Raw genomic sequence first — 3,492 nt, 5'->3', positions numbered from 1 at the left:
CAGAAAAGGATCATTAAACAGGTTAGAGGCATCAGAGTCATTGAGTCTCTTAATCTCCCTGACAGACATCTTATACCCATGGTTTCTTGTAATGGCGCTCTGAAGACTCAAGATATGAGAAGTCCTGTGCTGGACAAATAATTGCCTTCTTCTTAAGGCATCCCTGACATGCCGTTCATCTTTGGGATATATATACCCCTCAGGCAATATATCCAGTCGTTTCAAATGAGCAAGCCAGAATGAATCCCATTTGTCATCTGTATATTCATGCCATTATATTGTTGTATGGCATTTGGATTTGCTAAATTTACTTTATAGCCGTTTTCCATTAATCCATCCACGAGCCAGTACCAATTGTATGTTGATTCAACTACTATGCTTTCAAGCTCTTTTTTAAAGGGATTAAGTGCAGCCAGAACCTGATTCAATTCGTTTGGCATTTTTTTCTGAAATAACCTTTCATCTTTTTCGTTTATAACACCTATGAAGTTATTACTTGAATGCAAATCTATTCCTGCGTATAATTTCATTCCGGCACCTCCTAGATCCAATAACATTATTATGCGCTTATGCGCTCTGGTCCATAGTACCCAATATACTATGGATGGGGAGGTGCCTATATTAGCATAAATATTACAATGCTCTTAACTCGGAACCCTTTATATGTTTATCAAATCTCCGTTTAGCTCTACCAATAAATTATCAAGAGCTATTCGGAGATTTGACCCCTTTTCACAAGGCTTTCTTTATTTGTCATTCCACGGTTTAATCGTAGAATCCAAAACCAAACGTGTCATTATCTCAAAAGCGCATTGGTGTCAGGCGAAGTGGGCAATGTACCGAATGCAATATATTTTGCGAATAAAATGATACAATTTTTCTATAGGGTGGGGTTTACACCCCACCAAAAAAGGGAAACCCATTTCTGACGCTTGTACTCACGTCAACATGTGTAAATTTTGATATGGCGCCCTGTGTCTTAACCATCCGATATGAGGTATTATTTTGAACCCTTCTTAGGATACAATTTATTATAATTGCTTATAGCAATCTTGTTTTGCGGGTCTATTTTGATAGCGGCAAGATAATCATTTTTTGCCTGATCATGGTTTCCTAACATCAGATTGGACATAGCCCTGATATTCAGCATGGCAGAGGCAACTTCAGCAGCTGGATTCCGTTTAAGGCCGGCATCGCATGCTTCAAGGGCCTTCTGGTATGCCTTTTCTTGGAAATAGGTAACAGCCATGAGCTGATAACTTTTTGGGCTGGGGTTGACAGCGTTTGCAGCCTTGAAAAAACTTAATGATTTGTCAAAATCCTTTTTCTCAAAGTATGTCCAGCCTAGAAGCATATGGGCCTCATCATTTTTATTGTTCATCTCGATAGCTTTCTCAAGCCAGTTCCTGGCTTTATCAGCCCCATCTTTTTTATGCACTGCTTCACCCATCTTAAAAAGGTTGTCTGATAAATCCTTTGTTGCAGCAGGGCTTAAGCTGCTTTTATCATTTGCCGCCTTTTCATAGGCATCAAGTATTTTAGTGGCTGCGTTATTAATGTCCCCTTTCTCCAGGTATCCCTTTACTTCTGAATCAATGCTCATCAATGTTTCGTCAGTTATCTTTTCCTGTGCATTGGCAATGCTTATAAAGCAAAATAAAAGAATGCAAACAATCACCCCTATCATCTTTTCTTTACTTATTGCAGTCATAATCTGTTCCCTCTTTTTTATTATGATCATTATGATTTTATAACATAGACTTAATTGATCTATAGCTTGTAACTGATAACTCTGATCGTTTCTTATGGATTGTCTCCCAAATGTTTTGCAGCTTTACAAAATTCATTAATTCCTTTTTTGATATACTCACGACCATTATCAAAAATCTTGATTTTAAATATACCAAAATCTCTTTTTATTAATATAGGTTTATTATTTATAGATATTAGATTTATGTTCTCTTGAAAATCAAGTCTCCAATTTATATCAATCTCATTATATGTATCGTTTGAAAATTTAGCATTATAAAAAAATGTCTTAATATCCAAATCAATTGTTGCCTTTAACTCCTTTAGTAGGACAGATATAGCTTCTTCTGTATCAACTTCCTCTGAGATTTGAATTTTCATTTCATTTATTATTTTTGAGCCAAACAAGATATATCCTTGAACATAACTATCTGATGAAATGAAAATGATATGTTTTTTTAACTCAGAAATATCCAGACCAATCCCAACCGCAATACAAAGTTTATAATCAATAGAATAGATTTCAAGATTGAATATTTCAGCAATTTTTTCAATAAAAGGTTTCGTTAAGGTCGGCAAGTTAATGTCGCCACATAAAATCACCCTAAGTGGAGGCCAACGTTTAAATAATTTTCGAATAGTTACAAATACATTAGGCAAAGTATTTAAAACATTTTCTTCAATATTTTTTTGATACATTTGTTCATCAAATAAAAACTCTTGATCTTTATTTTTTTTATGGTCATATAAACAAATTTTATCAGAAAGTATATAAATCCCTAAAAAATTTGGATTTAATAAAAACATTGTTTTTAGTATCATATTTCCACCCTTTTTATATTACACCATTACTTATGCTGCGCATTTATTAATAATTATTATTCCAAGGACTCCGTTTTAAAGTTCCATCAGGATTATATTCAAAAGCTGGGGTTCCATCAGGATAATACAGATCTGAATAGCCAAGTTCTGTTGGGTTAGTTAAAATAAAGCTGATTGCACCAGCAGATACTCCTAAAGCCATTGAAGCCTTACCAAGAAGCGAATTAGGTATAGGAATACCAAGTTTTTTAAGAGTTTTCTCAAAAATCATTTTCTCAATTTTATCTCCCCATCTTAGTATTTTCGAACGATAAGGATCACCTAATATATTTGGATTTAATTTTTTAACCTTGTTCCAATCAATATTGTTCATGATGATAGTTACAATTGGAACACCCATTTCTGAACCTTTTTGGTTATTAGTACTACCCGACCATCCTGGTTGTCCTCCCATGCTATTATTAATACCTAAGTTTCCATTCAAACCCCTCATGAATTGATCAACATTAGGTACAGCCATGAAGAAATATTCATTAGAAGTAAGGGTTTGCCCATCAGGGAATGGGCCTGCTGTTACATTCGCTGTACGAGAACGAACAACTATATTCATTCTTTCCATTTCTGCATAGGCAGCAGGTCCCATTACAGGTCCCAAAAGATTAATCATTTCAGGGCTGAAGGTATTGAAGCTATTCCACCAATCCACATTACTCCAGGGGTTAGAACCAGGTGCATAAACACCTGCATAATTACCACTCGGGTCAACATATTTCAATGGATTATTCAAACAATATGAATACCTGTTAAGAGACTGCGGGTTATATGGATCAGGGATTATTGTATCCGGAGATATAAACCTGCTCATGACAGGGTCATAGAGCCTGGCGTTGTAGTTATACAGCTCATATTCACTGTCAAGCT

General features: G+C 35.2%; 3 protein-coding genes and 1 pseudogene. All 4 read right to left on the bottom strand.

What is annotated here, in order from left to right:
• Positions 1 to 75: 75 nt before the first annotated feature.
• Positions 76 to 530 (bottom strand): annotated as a pseudogene (locus tag GX654_06990) (IS110 family transposase).
• Between the two features lie 470 nt (positions 531 to 1,000).
• The gene (locus GX654_06985; GenBank protein ID NLD36598.1) at positions 1,001 to 1,711 is read right to left on the bottom strand and encodes a tetratricopeptide repeat protein; all 711 of its coding nucleotides are present in this window, start codon (positions 1,709 to 1,711) and stop codon (positions 1,001 to 1,003) included.
• A 92-nt stretch (positions 1,712 to 1,803) separates the two neighbouring features.
• Positions 1,804 to 2,571, bottom strand: a complete 768-nt coding sequence (locus GX654_06980; GenBank protein NLD36597.1) for a hypothetical protein — start codon at positions 2,569 to 2,571, stop codon at positions 1,804 to 1,806.
• Positions 2,572 to 2,617: 46 nt separating this feature from the next.
• The coding region (locus GX654_06975) for an RHS repeat-associated core domain-containing protein (GenBank protein ID NLD36596.1) at positions 2,618 to 3,492 on the bottom strand (875 nt) is incomplete at its 5' end.

The sequence above is a fragment of the Desulfatiglans sp. genome (assembly GCA_012513605.1).
GTDB lineage: Bacteria > Desulfobacterota > DSM-4660 > Desulfatiglandales > HGW-15 > JAAZBV01.
This window is presented reverse-complemented; position numbering and strand designations above follow the sequence as displayed.